Annotated in this window: 15 protein-coding genes, 1 tRNA gene and 1 pseudogene; 7 read left to right on the top strand and 10 right to left on the bottom strand. The window is 58.7% G+C overall.

Going from position 1 to position 17462, the window contains the following annotated elements; genetic code table 11:
* Nucleotides 1-37 precede the first annotated feature (37 nt).
* The 5 genes from F8N12_RS05080 to F8N12_RS05060 form a co-directional block, all read right to left on the bottom strand.
* Nucleotides 38-1444, bottom strand: a complete 1407-nt coding sequence (locus tag F8N12_RS05080; RefSeq protein ID WP_150579464.1) for an ABC transporter substrate-binding protein — start codon at nucleotides 1442-1444, stop codon at nucleotides 38-40.
* Nucleotides 1445-1679: 235 nt separating this feature from the next.
* The gene (locus F8N12_RS05075) at nucleotides 1680-1925 is read right to left on the bottom strand and encodes a ferredoxin family protein (RefSeq protein ID WP_007946457.1); all 246 of its coding nucleotides are present in this window, start codon (nucleotides 1923-1925) and stop codon (nucleotides 1680-1682) included.
* A gap of 38 nt (nucleotides 1926-1963) precedes the next feature.
* The gene (locus tag F8N12_RS05070) at nucleotides 1964-3709 is read right to left on the bottom strand and encodes a fumarate reductase/succinate dehydrogenase flavoprotein subunit (RefSeq protein WP_150579463.1); all 1746 of its coding nucleotides are present in this window, start codon (nucleotides 3707-3709) and stop codon (nucleotides 1964-1966) included.
* Nucleotides 3706-4458, bottom strand: coding sequence for a GntR family transcriptional regulator (locus tag F8N12_RS05065; RefSeq protein WP_150579462.1), 753 nt, complete (start codon nucleotides 4456-4458; stop codon nucleotides 3706-3708). The genes F8N12_RS05070 and F8N12_RS05065 overlap by 4 nt, the downstream gene beginning before the upstream one ends.
* Nucleotides 4459-4896: 438 nt before the next feature.
* Nucleotides 4897-5784, bottom strand: a complete 888-nt coding sequence (locus F8N12_RS05060) for a Dyp-type peroxidase (protein WP_150579461.1) — start codon at nucleotides 5782-5784, stop codon at nucleotides 4897-4899.
* A gap of 185 nt (nucleotides 5785-5969) precedes the next feature.
* Here F8N12_RS05060 and F8N12_RS05055 point away from each other — a divergent pair, with 185 nt between their 5' ends.
* The gene (locus F8N12_RS05055; RefSeq protein ID WP_150579460.1) at nucleotides 5970-7592 is read left to right on the top strand and encodes an NADP-dependent glyceraldehyde-3-phosphate dehydrogenase; all 1623 of its coding nucleotides are present in this window, start codon (nucleotides 5970-5972) and stop codon (nucleotides 7590-7592) included.
* Nucleotides 7593-7639: 47 nt separating this feature from the next.
* Complete coding sequence (locus F8N12_RS05050) at nucleotides 7640-8680, top strand: FUSC family protein (protein WP_150579459.1); 1041 nt, start codon at nucleotides 7640-7642, stop codon at nucleotides 8678-8680.
* 7 nt (nucleotides 8681-8687) lie between these two features.
* On the opposite strand, the gene F8N12_RS05045 is transcribed toward F8N12_RS05050, so the two are convergent.
* Nucleotides 8688-9581 (bottom strand): DMT family transporter, encoded by an 894-nt coding sequence (locus F8N12_RS05045; RefSeq protein ID WP_150579458.1) that lies wholly within the window; start codon nucleotides 9579-9581, stop codon nucleotides 8688-8690.
* Nucleotides 9582-9715: 134 nt separating this feature from the next.
* Here F8N12_RS05045 and F8N12_RS05040 point away from each other — a divergent pair, with 134 nt between their 5' ends.
* Nucleotides 9716-10156 carry an Lrp/AsnC family transcriptional regulator gene (locus F8N12_RS05040; protein ID WP_150579457.1) on the top strand — a complete coding sequence of 147 codons (441 nt, stop codon included), beginning with the start codon at nucleotides 9716-9718 and terminating at the stop codon, nucleotides 10154-10156.
* A gap of 149 nt (nucleotides 10157-10305) precedes the next feature.
* Here the strand turns inward: F8N12_RS05040 and F8N12_RS05035 are convergent, their stop codons facing one another.
* Nucleotides 10306-10977: a Bax inhibitor-1/YccA family protein gene (locus F8N12_RS05035; protein WP_150579456.1), complete on the bottom strand. Its 672-nt coding sequence runs from the start codon at nucleotides 10975-10977 to the stop codon at nucleotides 10306-10308.
* 123 nt (nucleotides 10978-11100) lie between these two features.
* On the opposite strand from F8N12_RS05035, the gene F8N12_RS05030 reads away from it, so the two are divergent.
* A tRNA-Ser gene (locus tag F8N12_RS05030) sits at nucleotides 11101-11188 on the top strand.
* Between the two features lie 96 nt (nucleotides 11189-11284).
* Here F8N12_RS05030 and F8N12_RS05025 read toward each other — a convergent pair.
* Nucleotides 11285-12406, bottom strand: a complete 1122-nt coding sequence (locus tag F8N12_RS05025) for an amidohydrolase (RefSeq protein WP_150579506.1) — start codon at nucleotides 12404-12406, stop codon at nucleotides 11285-11287.
* Between the two features lie 139 nt (nucleotides 12407-12545).
* Between F8N12_RS05025 and F8N12_RS05020 the strand changes: the two genes are divergently transcribed.
* From F8N12_RS05020 to F8N12_RS05010, 3 genes and pseudogenes are all read left to right on the top strand, one after another.
* Nucleotides 12546-14951: a glucose/quinate/shikimate family membrane-bound PQQ-dependent dehydrogenase gene (locus F8N12_RS05020; RefSeq protein WP_150579455.1), complete on the top strand. Its 2406-nt coding sequence runs from the start codon at nucleotides 12546-12548 to the stop codon at nucleotides 14949-14951.
* Nucleotides 14952-15098: 147 nt separating this feature from the next.
* Nucleotides 15099-15340 (top strand): annotated as a pseudogene (locus F8N12_RS05015) (carbohydrate porin); the annotation flags it as partial.
* A 210-nt stretch (nucleotides 15341-15550) separates the two neighbouring features.
* Nucleotides 15551-16069 carry a YkgB family protein gene (locus F8N12_RS05010; RefSeq protein ID WP_150579454.1) on the top strand — a complete coding sequence of 173 codons (519 nt, stop codon included), beginning with the start codon at nucleotides 15551-15553 and terminating at the stop codon, nucleotides 16067-16069.
* Between the two features lie 9 nt (nucleotides 16070-16078).
* Here the strand turns inward: F8N12_RS05010 and F8N12_RS05005 are convergent, their stop codons facing one another.
* Both F8N12_RS05005 and F8N12_RS05000 read right to left on the bottom strand, forming a co-directional pair.
* Nucleotides 16079-16948, bottom strand: coding sequence for an AraC family transcriptional regulator (locus tag F8N12_RS05005; RefSeq protein WP_150579453.1), 870 nt, complete (start codon nucleotides 16946-16948; stop codon nucleotides 16079-16081).
* Between the two features lie 69 nt (nucleotides 16949-17017).
* Nucleotides 17018-17458: a hotdog fold domain-containing protein gene (locus F8N12_RS05000; RefSeq protein ID WP_150579452.1), complete on the bottom strand. Its 441-nt coding sequence runs from the start codon at nucleotides 17456-17458 to the stop codon at nucleotides 17018-17020.
* Nucleotides 17459-17462: the final 4 nt, after the last annotated feature.

Below are 17462 nucleotides of genomic sequence, written 5' to 3'. Positions count from 1 at the left end.
CAGGCTCGCTCCCACAGGGGGATGTGGTGTTTGGGGTTTAGCGAACGGCAATTGCCTGGGTCGTGGCGTCATTGAAGTCGAGGACTTTGCCGCCCTGCGCGGTGGCGAATTGCTCGGCCTGGCCTTTGAGGAGGAAGGCACTGAGGCGTCCCTTGGCATCGCTGGCAAACCAGGCCTGATCCGCCAGTAACTTGATGCCGCTGTCACCCGCCTGCGCATACACCGCGCGGATGCTCTTGCCTTCCTGCTTCAGACTTGCCAACGCGGCGAACGCCGATTCTGCGGACGCGTACTGACGGACTTTGGCCTCGCCGCGCACCCAGATCTCGGCCACATGGCTGGCGTCGGCGATGGTCTTGCCAGTCAACGCATCCACGCCGCTAAGAGGTGTCTGCGAGTAGTTGGCCAATTGCGCGGTGTAGTCCAGATTCGATGCCTTGAAGGCAGCGCGGATGTACTGGTCGTCAATGAAGGTATTGAGGTCCAGGCCGCGATCGGCTTTTTTCAACAACTTGAGGGTGTCGATCGCGGTGCCGACGGCCTGGCGATATTCCGGCTTCCAGCTGAGGTCGCGGGTCTGCACCCCGAGCGGGCCATGGAACAGGTAATTGACTTCGGCATCGACGCCAGTGACCTTGGCAATCAACTCACTGTATTTCTCCGGTTCTGCGCTCAGTAACTGATTGGCCTCGATACTCGCACGCAAATACGCAACGACGATCTCAGGGTATTTTTTCGCATACGCCTGATCGACCAGCGCACCGTGAAACGTCGGCGCGTTCGCTTGGGAACCGTCATAGATCTTGCGCGCAAACCCACGGCTGGGGAACAGTTCGGCGAACGGCACGAAATCGGCGTGGGCGTCGATCTTGCCGGCCTGCAGCGCAGACCCTGCCACTTCCGGTGGCTGCGCGATGATGTTCACATCTTTCAGCGGATCCCAACCCTGAGCCGCGACGGCGCGCAGCAACATGCCATGGGCGGTGGAAGCGAACGGCACGGAAATGGTCTTGCCCTTGAGCTCGGCCAGCGACTGCACACTCGACGCGCTCGGCACCACAATGCCATTGCCGCTGCCCTTGATACTGCCCGACAACACGCTGATGAACAGGCTGTGCTTGCCCGCCGTTTCGAACGCTACGCCGTTGAACGAACCCGGGAAATCGGCCATGGCGCCGAAGTCGAGCTTGCCTGCAACCATCTCGTTGGTCAGCGGCGCGCCGCTAGTGAAGTTCTTCCACACCACTTCGTACCTGGCATCTTTGTACTGGCCTTCGTGGGGCAGGTATTTGTCCAGCAAGCCGAGCTCACGAATCAACAGACCGCCAGCGGCGCAGTTGATCGTGGTGTCCTGGGTGCCGATGGCGATGCGGATGGTTTCGGCCGAGGCCGACAGGGTGAAAGTGGCCAGTATCAGCCCGGCGAAAGCTGCACGTAAAAGCATGATGAATCCCCTCGAATCGTTTGTTGGATATTCGTCTCCGCCACGATCGGAGCGTGGTGGGAAACGAGGGGTGGTGATGAATCTGGCGTCCGGTGGTTGCCGGATGGCTTTTGGGTTGTCAGTGCTGGCCTCATCGCGAGCAGGCTCGCTCCCACAGGTTGCTCGGTGTGCTTAACATTGGTGGCTGGCACGCTCCACTGTGGGAGCGAGCCTGCTCGCGATAGCGTCCTGTCATTCAGCGCAACAAATACGGGATTTCCACTTTCACCGCACCGGTCGGGCAATCCTTTTCACACGGCATGCAGTACCAGCATTCATCAAACGCCATATAGGCTTTTTGCGTGGCCGGGTTGATCGCCAGCAGGTCCATCGGGCAGACATCGACGCACACAGTGCAGCCTTTGTGGGCGATGCACAGGTCTTCGTCGACCGTGACGGGCGCGTTGGAGCGGAAGAAAATTTCCTGGGGTTGATAGGCCATTTCGCAGCTCTCTCTGGTAACGAATTCTTTGATGAAGCTCAGGCTGCAAAAGCACCGACGCGAAGTTTGTCGTAAGCCTGCATCTCTTCGGCATCCAGCGGGATGATGTAAGGTTCGACCGCTTTCTTGAAGCTGGTCATCTGGCCGTCCTCGCCCTTCTTCAAATGGCAATGGCAGAACCAGTCACTGTCGTTGCGCTGCGGATGATCGACCCGATAGTGATACAGGCCCCACCTACTCTCTGCGCGAAACAACGAAGCGCGGGCAGCCATTTCGGCGCAGTCGCGGATCATGCTCACCTCCATCGCGCGCATCAGTTCGTGCGGGTTGTGCGCCTTTATCTGATCAAGGTCACGCTGGATATCGCTGAAACGCTGCAGGCCGATCTGCATTTTCTTGGTCACTTTCGGTGGTTGCAGATAGTCGTTCACAAAGCGCCGCAGCTTGTACTCAACCTGAGCCGGCGGCAGACCGTGCTCACGGTCCAGCGGCGCGTAGACGCGCTGCTTTTCTATTTCGACCTGGCGGGCATCCACCGCGGAAAATTCCCGCCCGGCGACAAAATCCGCCGCGTTGCTGCCGGCAAACCAGCCATAAGTGAACGCACCCAGCATGTAGTTATGCGGCACGGCAGCCATATCCCCGGCCGAGTACAACCCTTTCACCGAAGTTTCGGCCTTCTCGTTGACCCACACACCCGAAGCCGAATGCCCGCTGCAAAAACCGATTTCCGAGATGTGCATCTCGACCATCTGCGTGCGGTAATCGGTGCCGCGATTGGCGTGAAACTGGCCACGACTCGGGCGCTCGTTGCTGTGCAGGATCTCTTCGATATTCTGGATGGTTTCCTCGGCCAGGTGATCGAGTTTGAGGAACACCGGACCGTTGCCACTTTCGAGTTCCTGATGGAACTCCCACATCATCTGGCCGCTCCAGTAGTCGCACTCGATGAAGCGTTCGCCCTTGTTGTTCGCGGTATAGCCACCCAGCGGACCGGTGACATAAGCGCAGGCCGGTCCGTTGTAATCCTTGATCAGCGGATTGATCTGAAAACATTCCAAGTTCGCCAGCTCGGCGCCGGCGTGATAGGCCATGGCGTAGCCGTCGCCGGCATTGGTCGGGTTTTCGTAGGTGCCCATCAGGTAGCCCGAGGACGGCAGCCCCAATCGCCCGGCCGCGCCGCAGGCGAGGATCACTGCCTTGGCCTTGATCACATGGAAATCGGCGGTGCGGCAATCGAAGCCCATCAGACCGTTCACCGCGCCCTCTTCGTCCGTCAGCAAACGCGTGCAGACGACGCGGTTGCTGATGCTGACCCGTGCACGTTTCAACTGACGGTAGAGGACTTTCTTGATGTCGTGCCCTTCCGGCATCGGCAAGACATAGGCGCCCATGTGGTGGACTTTTTTCACGGCGTAATCGCCGGTCTCGTCTTTCTCGAACTTCACGCCCCAGCGGTCGAGTTGCTCGATGGTTTCGAAGCTGTGGGTCGCGTAGGCGTAGACCGCCGCCTGGTTGACGATGCCGTCGTTGGCGATGGTGATTTCCTTGGTGTACTGCTCCGGCGTTGAGTGGCCCGGGATAATCGCGTTGTTCAGCCCGTCCATGCCCATACTGATGGCGCCGCTGCGTTTGACGTTGGCCTTGTCGATCAACAGCACGCGAAGATCACGGTTGCGCTCTTTGGCCTTGATCGCTGCCATCGGCCCTGCGGTGCCGCCGCCGATCACGACGATGTCGTATTCCTGTTCGAGCGTGTTTCTGCATGTGGATTTGGGTGTCATGCCTGCGTCCCTTTTTGCCGGTCGATCCGCAGGCGGTACTGGAAGGCATCGCCGCGGTAGTAAAGGTGTTCGAAGTCCACGGGCTGGCCATCGGCAGCGTGGGTCAGGCGCTCGATGCGCATGATCGGCGAGCCCGGCTCAACGTTCAGCGCCTGGGTCAGGTCGCTGTCCGCGAGTACAGCGTCGATGGCCAGGTCGGCATGACCCAGCGCCAGATCGCAGTCGTTTTCAAGAATCAGGAAGATGTCACGGGTCACCAGGTCGGCCTTCTCCAGCCGTTCACCCAGGGCTTTGGGCAGGTAGGTGATTTCCAGCGAGACCGGCTCGCGGTTGATCAGCCGTACGCGTTTGATCTGCGCTACGGTCTCGCCTTCAGCAACGTTCAAGCGTTCGGCGACGAGTTTGTCGGCGGCAATGAATTTGAAGCTGCGCAGGCGGTTGATCACCTCATAACCACGTCCGGTCATGGACTCGGCGAGGCCTTGCAGGGTGCTCACGTTCTGGAAGGTTTTGGGCTTGGCGACAAAGGTGCCTTTGCCGTGAATCCTGAAAATCAGACCTTCCTTCTGCAGATCGCCCAAGGCCTGGCGAACAGTGATGCGGCTGACTTTGAACAGTGCGCCCAACTCGCTTTCCGATGGCATCTGGCTGCCTTGCGGGTACTCGCCGTCGAGGATGCGGGATCGGAGCACATCGCGCAGCTGCGTATGGAGGGGCACGCTGCTTAGAGATAGAACGTTATCGGTCATGGCTGATCACTTGTCATAACGAGTTATGACGTGATCTTAAAGTTCTAATGGAGCGCTTGAGAAATACTGATTGGGTATAAGGTTAGATGCACAGAAAGCGTAATCCCCGTAGCAGCTGCCGAGCACCGCGAGGCTGCGTTCTGGCCTGATACACCGCTCACGCAGCCTCGCGCTGCTCGGCAGCTGCTACGGAAGTGGCTTGTCTGATACACCGCTCACGCAGCCTCTGATTGGGTATAAGGTTAGATGCTCAGAAAGCGTAATCCCTTGTAGCAGCTGCCGAGCACCGCGAGGCTGCGTTCTGGCCTGATACACCGTTCACGCAGCCTCGCGGTGCTCGGCAGCTGCTACGGAAGCGGCTTGTCTGATACACCGCTCACGCAACCTCGCGCTGCTCGGCAGCTGCTACGGAAATTTTGCTGGGCTGGGCTCGGTGAATCAGCCGATACGCAGTGCGCGCAAATCCAGGTAGCCATCCTTCATCGGCGGGCACCAGTAATAACCACCCGTGACCGGCCGGCTCATGCGGTACAAACCGTCAGTGATACCGTCCTCGAGTCCACTCATCCTGCGCAATTGCGCTTCGAACGCATCGAGGGAAAAACCGAAGGCCAGGAACATCAAGCCAGCGCGATCACCTTCGATCCATGGCATGGAACGGCGCACCACAAACGCTTCCGGGGCGAAGCTTTCCTGAGCGGTGCGTTTGACGTGGGCGGAAATCGGCGCGTCATCCAGCTCTTCGTTATCGCTCAAACGGCGGCCCATGATGTCGTCCCTTTCATGGGCTGACATTGCGTTGAAGCCTTTGAAATCATGCTGCCATTGCTGGATTGCGGCGAAACTGCCGCCGACCAGACCGTCAGCGCCTTCACCCAACAATGCCGCCGCAACCGCTGCTTCATCGTGAGGATTTTCAGTGCCGTCCTCGTAACCGGTCAGGTCATGGCCGGTCTGGTGGCGGAAGGTTTCATTCATTTGCACCCGACGAAACGCCGGAGCGAGCGCGGCTTCGAGGGCATTGCTGCGGTTGAGCAACTCGCCACGATCAATGCCATGCAGCCAGCACCACAACGCCTGCTGCGTCGAGGGGTTATCGACACCGACGCCGGCCATTGCCGGGAACACTCGCAAGCCGTCGATCTGCGCATGCAGCGCCTTGACCAGCGACTCACCAAAACCCACTACCGCCGACTTGCCATCCACCAGCGTCATCAGCTTGTCGAGCGCGGCCGGCACAGCCTCGAGGGATTGCAGGGCGAAGAACATATGACGGGCGTGAGGCGGAACAGGGGTGGCGAGGATGCCCGGCTGGTAGTGACTCATATGAACTCCTATGGAAAGAGCGCGGAGTTTACCCGCAGCACTGGCCATTGTGTGTGCTCAGGTCAAAAGATCGCGGGATCGACGGATCGGCACTTAAAAATTCCGACCAATAAGGCGTATAACCTTTGAAGTGAATTTGAACAGCAAGCCGCCAGCACGTGGCTGACATCACATGGAGTAGCGAAATGAGCACAGCAATCCTTGGCAACCTGTTTCCACACTCCAGCGATATTCCGGAAAAATATCGCCTCGACGGACCCACCGAACAGCGTGAATACCTGGTCGATGGCGAGCTGAAAACCTGGGCCGGGGCCCTCGCCCAGGTCCGCAGCCCGGTGTACCTGAGCGGCGAAACCGGCGACGAACAAGTGATTCTAGGCAGCACACCACTGCTCGACGCCGACACCGCACTGACTGCCCTCGACGCCGCGGTCCGCGCCTATGATCGCGGTCAGGGCCTGTGGCCGACCATGCGCGTGGCCGAGCGCATCCAGCATGTGGAAACGTTCCTGCGGCGAATGCGCGAACAGCGTGAAGCGGTGGTGAAGTTGCTGATGTGGGAAATCGGCAAGAACCTCAAGGACTCGGAAAAGGAGTTCGACCGCACCTGCGACTACATCGTCGACACCATCAACGCCCTCAAGGAACTCGACCGCCGCTCCAGCCGCTTTGAGCTGGAACAGGACACGCTCGGCCAGATCCGTCGCGTGCCGCTCGGCGTCGCGCTGTGCATGGGACCTTACAACTACCCGCTCAACGAAACGTTCACCACGCTGATCCCGGCGCTGATCATGGGCAACACGGTAGTGTTCAAACCGGCCAAGCTCGGTGTGTTACTGATTCGTCCTCTGCTCGAAGCTTTTCGCGACAGCTTCCCGGCCGGGGTGATCAATGTGATCTACGGCAGTGGCCGCGAAACGGTCAGCGCCTTGATGGCCAGCGGCAAGATCGACATTTTTGCGTTCATCGGTACCAACAAAGCCGCCAGCGACCTGAAAAAACTTCACCCAAAACCGCACCGTTTGCGCGCCGCGCTGGGTCTGGATGCGAAGAATCCGGGCATTGTCTTGCCCGAAGTCGACCTCGACAACGCCGTCAGCGAAGCGGTGACCGGGTCACTGTCGTTCAACGGCCAACGCTGCACTGCCTTGAAAATCCTTTTCGTACACGAAGATGTGGTCGAGGCATTCATCGAAAAATTCAACGCCAAACTGGCGACGCTGAAGCCGGGCATGCCTTGGGACAGTGGCGTGGCACTGACGCCGTTGCCGGAGTCGGGCAAGGTCGATTACCTGCACGCGCTGGTGGCGGATGCAGTGAGCAAAGGCGCGGCCGTGGTCAACCCCAACGGCGGTGAGGCCCGCGCGTCTTTCTTCTACCCGGCGGTGTTGTACCCGGTGACGCCGCAGATGCGCGTCTATCAGGAAGAGCAGTTTGGACCGGTGGTGCCGATCGTGCCGTACCGCCATCTGGACACGGTGATCGATTACGTTCTGGAATCGGACTTTGGCCAGCAGTTGAGCATCTTCGGCACCAATCCGGTAGCGGTCGGCCGTCTGGTCGATACATTCGCCAATCAGGTCGGGCGGATCAATCTCAATGCCCAGTGCCAGCGCGGCCCGGACACCTACCCCTTCAACGGGCGCAAGAACTCCGCCGAAGGTACGTTGTCGGTGCATGATGCGCTGCGGGTGTTTTCGATCCGCACGCTGGTCGCAACCAAATTTCAGGAAACCAACAAAGACCTCATCAGCGAGATCATCAGCGGTCGCAGTTCGAGTTTCCTGACCACTGATTACATCTTCTGAGGACAGCACGCCTGAACACGTTCAACAGCCATCGACTGCCACCGCTTTTGCGCCGATTACTGCGTCCGTTACTCGACCCCTATCGGCGTTATCGGCACGCCAGACTGATTCACGCGGTGCGTGTGTCGATCGGCTTGCTCGCCTCGATATTGCTGACCACCGGCATCAACCTGCCCCACGGCGAATGGGCATCGGTGACGATGCTGGTGGTGATCGGCGGCTTGCAGCACCACGGCAACATCGGCAAGAAAGCCGTCGAGCGAGCGACCGGCACGTTGCTCGGCGCCGGCATCGGGCTGTTGTTGATGGCTCAGGAATCATGGCTGGGCATGCCGTGGCTGACCTATTTGACCATGTCGGTGGTGTGCGGGGCTTTCTCCTATCACGCCATCGGCAAGGGCGGCTACACCGCGCTGCTGGCCGCGATTACCGTGTTCATCGTTGCCGGGCACGGCGACAATCCGGTCAGCGATGGCTTGTGGCGCGGCGTCGATATCTTGATTGGCTGCGCGCTGGCCCTGGCATTTTCCTTCGCCCTGCCGTTGTACGCGGTGTATTCCTGGCGCTACAACCTGGCGGATGCCTTGCGCGATTGCGCGACGATTTACGGACGCATCCTCAACGGCGAGTCGGTGAACGATGACGAGCATGTGAAGGTCATGAATCGTCTGAACGCGGCGATGGTGCAACTGCGTTCGCTGATGCCGTCGGTGTCCAAAGAGGTGAAGATTTCCATGACTGAACTGGATGCCATTCAGCGCCACTTGCGGATGTGTGTCAGCACCCTGGAAATCCTCGGCAACACCCGCCCGGATGTCCGCGATATCAACGCCATGGCGCAACTGCAGGCAGCGCTGAACGCAGAGCATCGGCTGGTTCGGGTGCAACTGATCGGCATGGCTCGGGCTTTGAAAACCGGTGCATCGCAGCGACTCGGTCGGCCGCTGGACGCGCCGACCGAAGCCAGTCTGGAGGCGCCGTTGTTCAGCCCTCTCGACGGCTACCGCTTGTTGGTTCAGCAGCTGGCGGGCAATATCAGTCTGCTGCGCCAGCGGTTGGCCAAGACGGCTCCCCGCTGGAATATCTGAGCCCTCATCACTGCGTGACGGGGCGCCGAAATTTAAAGGTCCAGCCTTGTTGCATGCCCGCAGCCGCTAACAGAATCGCGGCAACGCCAACCCATTGCAGCACCTCCAGACGGTGGCCGAAGGCGAACCAGTCGACGAAGATCGCTGCAATCGGATAGATGAAAGACAGCGCACCGGTCAGCGCCGTCGGCAGTTTTTGAATCGCGCCATACAACAACACGTACATCACGCCGGTGTGCACAATGCCCAGCGTCACCAGACTGGCCCAAGCGCTCGGCGCTTGTGGCAACGCCGTAAAGTGCGCGAATGGCGCGAGCAGCAGCGCGCCGGTGCTGACCTGAATCAGGGCAATCAAATGCGGTGGCGTGCCAGTCAGGCGTTTGATGATCAACGCCGCAATGGCGTAAAGAAATGCAGCGCCCAGCGCGAGCGCAATCCCCAGCAAGTAATCGCTGCCACTTTCACCCTGGTGGCCATGGGCGCTGACAATGGCGAGCATGCCCAGAAACGCAAAGCCGAGCCAGAACAGTTTTTGCAGGGTAATTTTTTCATTGAGGAACAAGGCGGCCAATCCAACCAGCATGAACGGCTGGACGTTGTAAACCGCTGTGCCAATGGCAATCGAGGCCCGTGAATAGGAAGCGAACAACAGCAGCCAATTGCCGACGATCGCCACGCCGCTGAGCACCGCCAGCAAGAAAGTAGTGTGGGTCAGAATGCCCGGGCGCAAAAAGCCGAACGCCGCGCAAATCAGCAGCAACGTGCCGGCGCCGAACACGCACCGCCAGAACACCACGTCCAGCACCGGCTGCCCGGACACCAGCACGAACCAGCCAATGGTCCCGGAGATCAGCATGGCGGCTGTCATCTCGAATGATCCGCGCCGAATTGAATTGTTCATCACCTGACTCCTCTGTTGAGTGCAAATTATGCCAATCGGCCTCCAGGCATCTCCAGCGCAAAAATCAGGCTAAACTTTGAATGTGCCTTTGTTATCAAGGCATTTTTTAACAAATGCCTTATCGGGAATTCGCCATGACTGACGACATTGATCAAGTGCTCATCGCCGCATTGATGGAAGATTCGCGACGCTCACTCAAGGCGTTGGCGGGTATCAGCGGTTTATCTTCGCCAAGTGTCGCCGAACGCTTGCGCCGCCTGGAGGAACGCGGCGTGCTCAAAAGCTACACCGTGGAGATCGATCCGAAATGCTTCGGCTATCAGCTGCAGGCCATTGTGCGCATTCGTCCATTGCCGGGGCAGTTGCAAGAGGTCGAGCGACAGATCCAGGCGATTCCTGAATTCACCGAATGCGACAAGGTCACCGGCGACGATTGTTTCATCGCGCGCCTGCACGTGCGCTCGATGGAACAGCTGGACACCCTCCTCGACCGCCTCAACAGCCATGCCGAAACCAACACTGCCATCGTCAAGAAAACCCCGGTCAAGCGACGGTTGCCGCCGATGGCGTTGTGAACGTTGATGTGCGACGAGCGGTGGCCGCAACAGCAATTCCATGCAGGAGCAGTCAAGCGAACCGAGGCCACGATCTTTGATCGGTCATCAACAGAATACGAACTCAATAAAAAACCCGCCGAAGCGGGTTTTTCACTCAAGGCCTGCGATCAATCATCGCGGCTCATGATGCCGAACAGCTGCAACAAGCTGACGAACAGGTTGTAGATCGATACATACAGGCTAATGGTCGCCATGATGTAGTTACGCTCGCCGCCGTGAATGATGGCGCTGGTCTGGTAGAGAATGCAGACCGAAGAAAACAGCACGAAACCTGCGCTGATCGCCAGTTGCAGACCGCTGATCTGGAAGAAGAAGCTCGCGACCACCGCACCCAGCAACACGAAGAAACCGGCGGTAATGAAACCACCGAGGAAACTCATGTCCTTGCGGGAGATCAGCACGTAAGCCGACAGACCACCAAACACCAGTGCTGTCATGGCGAACGCCGAGCTGACGACTTCGGCGCCGCCCTGCATGCCCAGGTAACGGTTGAGGATCGGGCCGAGCAGGAAACCCATGAAACCGGTCAGGGCAAACGCCGACACCAGGCCCCACGCGGAATCACGGAGTTTGTTGGTGAGGAAGAAAAGGCCGTAGAAACCGATCAGTACCACGAAAATATTCGGGTAGCCCACACGCATCTGCTGGGCGACATATGCCATCACGCCGCTAAATGCGAGGGTCAGCGCCAGTAAGCCATAAGTGTTGCGCAGGACGCGGCTAACCTCTAGCTGCCCAGCCTGCACGCTGTTATTAACTGCGTAATCCTGTTCGCGCATGGCGACACTCCTGTTGGTTTGAAACGTTCAGTCGCAAAGATCATAACAGACGCTCTGTAACAAGCTACGTAGAGAGTTTGACAGTGTGTTTCATTCAGGTATTATGGCGCCCGCAACGCAAACGGAGGTGTGGCCGAGTGGTTTAAGGCAACGGTCTTGAAAACCGTCGACTGTAACAGGTCCATGAGTTCGAATCCCATCGCCTCCGCCATATTCGCATCTAAAAGGCCCCATTTTATGGGGCCTTTTTGCGTTTAAGCCTTTCTGTTCCCCCTCCCTGTTTTTCCTTGCGCACCACGACAAATCATCAATCCGCGCGTGGATTCTGTAGAAACTGGACAGTCAAACCAGAGAGCGCGCGAGCCCCGGTCAGCAGTGCGCTTTCATCGACAAAAAAACTCGGGTTGTGGTTGGGGGCGGCAGTTGCCGGATCCTGGCCATCTGGCGTCACGCCGAGGAAAAAATAGAGTCCAGGCACCTGGCGGGCAAAAAACGAAAAGTCCTCAGACGCTCCGACCAGCGCAGCAGGCGCCACTTTTCCCGAGGCTGCCAGGCCAAGCACGGGGGCCATCTGCGCGACGAGACTTTCGTCGTTTAACGTCGTGCCGTAAGCAGGAACCACAGACACATCAGCCGTGGCCCCAGCGCCTTCGGCCGTCTTCTGTGCGCTGAGCTTGATGTCGCGGCCTACCTGCGCACGGACGTTCTCGTCGTAGGTGCGAATGGTCCCGGCCATCTTCACCTGTTGCGGCACGATGTTTGGGGCACTGCCGCCCTGAACCATGCCTACGGTGACCACTGCGGGTGATTGGATCAGGTTGGTTTTCCGGCTGACTACGGTCTGCAGGCCTGTAATGATTTGGGCAGCCGTGACTACCGGGTCAACCGTGTTCCAGGGCATACCGCCATGCCCCTGCTTGCCGGTGACGGTAATGTTCAAGTCATCACTGCTGGCAGTGGTCGCGCCGGCGCGCCAACTGAGTTCGCCAGAACGCCCGGGCATGACATGCACCGCGAAAATTGCGTCGGGTTTCAATGTCTTGAAGATTCCTTCATGTAGCATCAGCTGGGCGCCCCAGAGCTGATTTTGTCCAGGCATAACCTTGCTGGATCCCTCTTCAGATGGCTGGAAGATGAACATCACTCTGCCCGGCAGTTCTTCACGCATTCCGGCCAGCACTTCGGCCGTGGCCATCAGCATGGCAGTGTGAGCATCGTGTCCGCAGGCGTGCATGACATCAACCTCTTTGCCTTGGTAGTCACTGCGAGCCTTGGACGCAAACGCAAGGCCTTGCGACTCTTTGACCGGCAGCGCGTCCATGTCGGCCCGCAGGGCCACGGTAGGGCCAGGCACTACATCCTGATCCATACCTGTCACTACGCCCTCATCCCCTGACAGAAAAGAGACTTTCTGTAGACGTTTACCCATCTCTGCAAATCCCTCATGCGCGCACGTCGCGGTCAAGCGCGGTGAAGCTGCGAAATAGTAGATCTATACTTAATTTATGATTTAACTAGGTAGTTAGCTATCTATATAATGCTCACATCATTTCAACGGGACATTCAACGTGAAGCAGAGTCAACGCCTCTCGGGCATATCAAAATTCATCCTGGTCGGGCTGGGCGTGATCATCGCCCTCCTCGGTTTGGCACTGGCTGCAGGCGGCGTTAAATTGGTCAGTCTGGGAGGTTCCTGGTATTTCCTGATAGGCGGCTTGGTCATGACCACTTGCGGTCTGCTGATCGCCCGCTTCAAACCGGCAGGTGCCTGGCTGTTTGCTGCATTTCTGGTGGGCACAGCCATTTGGGCCATCAGCGATGCGGGTCTGGTGTTCTGGCCGGTGTTCTCGCGCCTGTTCATGTTCAGCGCGATCGGCCTGGCCGTGACGTTGGTCTATCCACTGCTCAAGCGTGCAAACGGTGGCGTTCCAGGTCGTGGCGCCTATGGCATCGCTGCTGTACTGGCGATCGGGCTGGCGGTGGCTGCGGGCAACATGTTCGTTGCACATCCGACAGTCGCCGCGACCGGAACAGGCCCGGGACTGACGCCGGTCGAGCCGGCCAAAGCGCAAAAGGACTGGGCCCACTACGGCAATACCGAAGGTGGCAGCCGCTTCGCCGCATTGGATCAAATCAATCGTGGCAACGTCGACAAGCTGAAAGTGGCGTGGACTTATCACACGGGTGACGTCGCTGAAAGCGATGGCAACGGCGCCGAAGACCAGCTCACACCGTTGCAGGTCGGTAACAAGGTGTTCATCTGCACGCCGCACAACAACTTGATCGCGCTCGATGCCGACAGCGGTAAAGAGCTATGGAAAAACCCGATCAACGCGCAGTCGAAAGTCTGGCAGCGATGCCGCGGCATGGCGTACTTCGACGCCACCACCGCCATCGCTCAACCCGCCAATTCGACCATCATCGAAGCCCAGCCAGCGCCGGCCGCCAATTGCCAGCGTCGCTTGCTGACCAACACCATTGATGCGCGCCTGATCGCGGTCGATGCTGACACCGGCGAGTTCTGCCAGGGCTTCGGAAGCAACGGCCAGGTTGATCTGAAGGCGGGTCTGGGTGATGTGCCTGACAGCTATTATCAGTTGTCGTCTCCACCGCTGATGGCGGGCACGACGGTTGTGGTGGGAGGCCGTGTCGCCGACAACGTGCAGAGCGACATGCCGGGTGGTGTGATTCGCGGCTTTGACGTCATCACCGGCGCCATGCGTTGGGCCTTCGACCCGGGCAATCCGCAGGATAAACAGGCGCCGGCAGACGGCAGCACCTATGTGCGCAGCACGCCGAACAGCTGGGCGCCAATGTCCTATGACGCGGGGACCAACACGGTGTTCCTGCCGATGGGCAGTTCGTCCACCGACATCTATGGTGTGGAGCGCAGCAAGCTGGATCACACCTACGGCGCGTCGATCCTCGCACTGGACGCGAGCAGCGGTGAAGAACGCTGGGTTTTCCAGACCGTTCACAATGACCTGTGGGATTTCGATCTGCCGATGCAGCCGAGCCTGATCGACTTCACCAAGGATGGGAAAAGTGTCCCTGCACTGGTCATCGGTACCAAGGCCGGGCAGATTTACGTGCTCGACCGTGCTACCGGCAAACCGCTGACCGACGTTAAGGAAGTGCCGGTCAAGCCCGCAAACATCCCCAACGAACCGTACTCGCCGACCCAGCCAAAATCGCTGGGCATGCCGCAGATCGGTGCGCAGCACTTGACCGAATCCGACATGTGGGGTGCCACGCCGTACGACCAATTGCTCTGCCGCATCGATTTCAAAAGCATGCGTTACGACGGCTTGTACACCGCGCCGGGCACCGACAAATCCTTGAGTTTCCCAGGCTCGCTGGGCGGCATGAACTGGGGCAGCATCTCCACTGATCCGGTGCATGGCTTCATCTTCGTCAATGACATGCGCCTGGGCCTGTGGATTCAGATGATCCCCTCGCAGAACAAGGGCCAGGCCGCGTCCGGTGGTGAATCGCTGAACACCGGGATGGGGGCCGTGCCGCTCAAAGGCACACCCTATGCGGTGAACAAAAACCGCTTCCTGTCGGTGGCTGGTATTCCGTGCCAGGCCCCACCGTTCGGCACCCTGACTGCCATCGACATGAAGACGCAGAAAGTTGCCTGGCAAGTCCCCGTTGGCACCGTGGAAGACACTGGGCCGCTGGGCATCCGAATGCACTTGCCGATCAAGGTCGGTCTGCCGACCCTCGGGGGCACCCTGTCGACGCAAGGTGGCTTGATCTTCATCGCCGGCACTCAGGACTTCTACCTGCGTGCCTTCAATAGCGGTAATGGCGAGGAAGTCTGGAAGTCGCGCCTGCCAGTGGGCAGTCAGGGCGGTCCGATGACTTACGTCTCACCAAAGACCGGCAAACAGTACATCGTCATCACTGCCGGCGGCGCGCGCCAGTCGACTGATCGTGGCGACTACGTGATGGCTTACGCCTTGCCGTAACCCGCTGCGCCCGCCTCACCGGCGGGCAATCTCTCTGTGCGCGGCACCTGCGGGTGCCGCGCCGCTTTGCGAAATCATTCCAGATTCCACCGGGAAGACTCACATGTTTTTGGCTGCCGCTTTTCTCATGCGGGCTGGCTCAACGGCTTGCTGCTGGGCCTGACCTGCAGCGCCACCCTGCCCGCCTTCGCCAATACCGATTCGAACCTTCTGACCCGCCATACCCTGACCGGTGATTGGGGGGGCTACGCCACCAGATGGATCAGGACGGCATCAAATTCACCGGCGACTACAGCGGCGAAACCGCCTACCACGCCGATGGCGGTCTGCACCGTTCGGCCCGGTACTCGCAGAACCATTTCAGCGTTTTGTATCGGCGTGATGAGGGTGCGTATTGGTAATGGCAGTCTTCCTTGGTGTCAAGTGACTGCGCCCTCGACATGTCCTCCACCCGACCGGCCAGCTCAAGACGATCTGCACCGAACCCAATATCTTCTGCTGCCAGCTGATGAGCAACACAGACCACAATGGGCTCATTCCCAACGCATACGGCGTTAGGCAGCCCAACCGTCTGCTCACTCACTACTGGAATTTCAGCCATGAAAACCTCAAGCATCGGAAATGCAAAATCAAGCGCACTGGCACACTCCACGCTCGGCACCAGAACCATGGAGACAGGTATCTACAGCGCCTACTTTGCGCTTGCCGTCATCTACTTCTGGTTTGGAGGCATGAAATTCACCCACTACGAAGCGGCAGGACTGGTTCCACTGGTCAGCAACAGTCCGTTTCTGGGTTGGGTCTATGGCATTTTCTCGGTTGACATCTTCTCCAGCCTGCTCGGCCTATTGGAGATATCGATCGGCGTTCTGATTGCAGGCCGTTTGCTTTCGCCGAAACTGTCGCTGACAGGGGGTGCATTGTCCGCTGGCCTGTTCTTCACGACCCTTACCTTCATGTTCTCCACCCCGGGCGTCATTGAGCCTGGCTTGGGCTTCCCGGCGATTTCCGTGATGCCAGGCCAGTTTCTGCTCAAGGATTTGGGTTTGCTTGCTGCTTCGGTATTTGTTGCCGGTCATTCGCTGGTAGAACTGGAAAACCGTAAAGCCAATGCATAAGTTGCTCGTTCAATGGCCCAAGGCACTGATGCCTTGGGTCAACCTGCCTTCATTTGCCCCCGCCAGATCTTTCATCCAGTCGCGAGGGCTCAACCCCGTCTTGCGTCTGAATGCACGAGACAGTGCCGTAGGGCTTTCGTAGCCGACTTGAGCTGCAATCAGCGTTATCGAGCGCCCTTCTCGCATTAGCTTCTGAGCCAGACTGATTCGCCAACTCAACAGATAATCAGCCGGCGTCTGCCCAATGACATTCTTGAAATGCAGCGCATACGCGGCGCGTGACATATTTGACTCGCTGGCCAACTCCGCTATCGACCAGGCACGTTCGGGTGAGTCATGCATCTGCAAAAGTGACCGGACCAGCCGCGTGTCGGCCAGCCCTGCCATCATTCCGGCCCGCAACTGGTGATGATCGAGCAGATGACGAAGCAACAGGATGATCAAGAGTTCAAACAGGCGATCAAGCGCGGCCTCCCTTCCACAATGCACATTGGCTGCCTCGGCGAACATCCATCTCAATGTATCTTCCAGCATGGGCAGATCATCGAGAGCGAGCACCAGACAGTCCGGAAGTGAAGTGGACAACGGATTATCAATCCCGCCCCCAAACTCCATGGAGGCGCACAACAACCTTGCGCCATCAGACTCCGCCGCAAGCAATTGATGCTTGGTGGGGCGTGGCATGAAAATCAGAGTGGGACGAGTAATCTGCAAATCCTTGCTATCGGGACGTAACAGCGTCACGCTGCCGGCCTGGAGCAGATGGACATAACCTCGCCGCTCAGCGTCATCGTAAGATGACAAACCGCACAGATCGCCGTTGTAGAACAGATTGGCCCGCACGCCGAAGCGCGAAAGCAAATGAGACAAACGATCCATTGCCCCCTCCTTGATGAGTCAGATTGCCCGAGCATACCATCGCCGATTTCCGGCCTGACGCGGAACTGCTTAGCCGATTTTCACGTTCATGGTGATGCGCGCTGTAAACACCTTCACCCCGCCCTCATCAAAAATCTCGACCGGCACAACCTTGTCACCCGCCGTCTCCCAGTCGATCAGGCTGCCATCTGCGATCGCATGAATGGAGGTCCTGGCTTTGGCCAGGTATTCAACGCTCATGCCTTTTGGAATCCAGCGCGCGCCGCTCGGGATGGACACCTCAGTCATCATGCCGCCTGCAAGTTCTGCCGCATTGCACAGCGCAATGGCGTGAACTGAAGCCAGATGGTTGGTGATTTCCTTGCGGAACGGCACTTTCACTTCACTGCGACCCGGGCTCAATACCGAGATTTGTGGATTGATGGTGCCGAAATACGGCGCCATCTGGCAGGCCATGTTGCTGAACGCGGACGGGCCTGCGCTTTGATACATGCTGAGAGTCTGGCTCATGGGA

Source organism: Pseudomonas fluorescens (genome assembly GCF_902497625.1).
GTDB classification, from domain to species: Bacteria; Pseudomonadota; Gammaproteobacteria; order Pseudomonadales; family Pseudomonadaceae; genus Aquipseudomonas; species Aquipseudomonas fluorescens_BQ.
This window is presented reverse-complemented; position numbering and strand designations above follow the sequence as displayed.

Bases quoted from the DNA above. Each gene is read 5' to 3' on its own strand.
- F8N12_RS05005 (WP_150579453.1), bottom strand. From the start codon at position 16,948: ATGGATCGTTTGTCTCATTTGCTTTCGCGCTTCGGCGTGCGGGCCAAT.
- F8N12_RS05045 (WP_150579458.1), bottom strand. From the start codon at position 9,581: ATGAACAATTCAATTCGGCGCGGATCATTCGAGATGACAGCCGCCATG.
- F8N12_RS05035 (WP_150579456.1), bottom strand. From the start codon at position 10,977: ATGCGCGAACAGGATTACGCAGTTAATAACAGCGTGCAGGCTGGGCAG.
- F8N12_RS05055 (WP_150579460.1), top strand. From the start codon at position 5,970: ATGAGCACAGCAATCCTTGGCAACCTGTTTCCACACTCCAGCGATATT.
- F8N12_RS05010 (WP_150579454.1), top strand. From the start codon at position 15,551: ATGAAAACCTCAAGCATCGGAAATGCAAAATCAAGCGCACTGGCACAC.
- F8N12_RS05075 (WP_007946457.1), bottom strand. From the start codon at position 1,925: ATGGCCTATCAACCCCAGGAAATTTTCTTCCGCTCCAACGCGCCCGTC.
- F8N12_RS05070 (WP_150579463.1), bottom strand. From the start codon at position 3,709: ATGACACCCAAATCCACATGCAGAAACACGCTCGAACAGGAATACGAC.
- F8N12_RS05060 (WP_150579461.1), bottom strand. From the start codon at position 5,784: ATGAGTCACTACCAGCCGGGCATCCTCGCCACCCCTGTTCCGCCTCAC.
- F8N12_RS05080 (WP_150579464.1), bottom strand. From the start codon at position 1,444: ATGCTTTTACGTGCAGCTTTCGCCGGGCTGATACTGGCCACTTTCACC.
- F8N12_RS05025 (WP_150579506.1), bottom strand. From the start codon at position 12,406: ATGGGTAAACGTCTACAGAAAGTCTCTTTTCTGTCAGGGGATGAGGGC.
- F8N12_RS05040 (WP_150579457.1), top strand. From the start codon at position 9,716: ATGACTGACGACATTGATCAAGTGCTCATCGCCGCATTGATGGAAGAT.
- F8N12_RS05000 (WP_150579452.1), bottom strand. From the start codon at position 17,458: ATGAGCCAGACTCTCAGCATGTATCAAAGCGCAGGCCCGTCCGCGTTC.
- F8N12_RS05065 (WP_150579462.1), bottom strand. From the start codon at position 4,458: ATGACCGATAACGTTCTATCTCTAAGCAGCGTGCCCCTCCATACGCAG.